The 1,447-nt window shown below is 69.4% G+C and carries 1 pseudogene; it reads left to right on the top strand.

Annotated features, from left to right (window positions below):
• Positions 1–72: 72 nt before the first annotated feature.
• Positions 73–1,365, top strand: a pseudogene (locus tag VF202_07635) (IS701 family transposase).
• The last annotated feature ends 82 nt before the right edge of the window (positions 1,366–1,447 follow it).

Genomic DNA, 1,447 nt, shown 5'->3' with positions numbered 1-1,447 from the left:
TTAGCACTGCTTTGTCACGTGTGAGCGCGGAAGTTGCAGGGGCGTGTGCGGCCCCTGATCCCGGAGGCCGCCATGGCAAGCACCGCGAAGGTTCGTGCGTGGGAAGAGGAGTTCGACCGCTGGCTCGAGCCGTTCCTGGAGCGGCTGGGGCGGGCCGAGCAGCGACACTGGGCGCCCATCTATCTGGAGGGGCTTCTCTCGCCGGGCGAACGCAAGAGCGTGACCCGGCTGGCGGAGCGGGTGGCGCCGGGCGAGTCGCAGCAGCTTCACCACTTCGTGAGCATCTCGCCGTGGGATCCGGCGCCCCTGGAGGAGAGCCTGGTGGTGGAGGCGAACCGGCTGGTGGGCGGGCCGAAGGCCGTGCTGATCATCGACGACACGGCGCTGGTCAAGCAGGGCACGCACTCGGTGGGCGTGGCGCGCCAGTACTGCGGCGAGCTGGGCAAGCGGGCGAACTGTCAGGTGCTGGTCTCGCTCACGCTGGCCGAGCGCGAGGTGCCGGTCGCGCTGGCGCTCCGGCTCTACCTGCCCGAGGCGTGGGCGGCCGATCCGGTACGCTGCCGCAAGGCGGGTGTGCCGGAGGGAGTGGGCTTTCGGACCAAGGGCCAGATCGCGCTCGCCGAGCTGGACCGGGTGCGTGCGGCCGGAGCCCGGTTCGGCTACGTGCTGGCGGATGCGGACTATGGCTCGGCGGCGGAGTTTCGGAAAGGGCTCAGCGAGCGCGGTCTCGTCTACGCCGTCGGGATCCTTGCGACGCAGTTGGTCTATCCGGCGGACGTCTCGCTCGTGTGGCCACAGCCCGAGCCGAGCGGCGGTCGGCCGAGACGTCATCCGACGACGACGGCCGAGCCCGTGAGCGCCGAGGCCATGATCGAGGGGCTCGGCGAGCGGGCGTGGCGACGCGTCAGCTGGAGACGAGGCAGCAAGGGGCGGCCGCTCTCGTGCCAGTTCGCCGCGGTGCGCGTGCGGGTGGCCGACGGACCCAGAGCGGCCAAGGGTCGGCACCTCCCCGGAGAGGAGGAGCTCTGGCTGGTGTGCGAGCGACGCGCGCGGGGTGAGAGGAAGTACTACCTCTCCAATCTTCCGGCCACGGCTTCGCTCCGAGAGCTGGCCAGCGTCATCAAGGCGCGCTGGGTCTGCGAGCAGGCGCACCAGCAGATGAAGCAGGAGCTCGGGCTCGATCACTTCGAGGGCCGCAGCTGGAGAGGTCTTCACCACCACGCACTCCTCAGCATGATCGCCTTTGCGTTCCTGCAGCACCTCAGACTCGGGGGAAAAGCGCGCGCCGGCTGAAGCGGGCCGCGCCTCCGCCCAAGCCCAGCCTGCCCGAGATCAGGCGCCAGCTCGTGCTCACAGCGATCTTGAACGTCATCCGCTTACGCTGCCCGTACTGCCATGAACCCGTCACCCGATATCCAAGCGGAATGACCTGACAAAGCAGTGTTAG

The organism is Trueperaceae bacterium, assembly GCA_036381035.1.
Lineage (GTDB): Bacteria > Deinococcota > Deinococci > Deinococcales > Trueperaceae > DASRWD01.
This window is presented reverse-complemented; position numbering and strand designations above follow the sequence as displayed.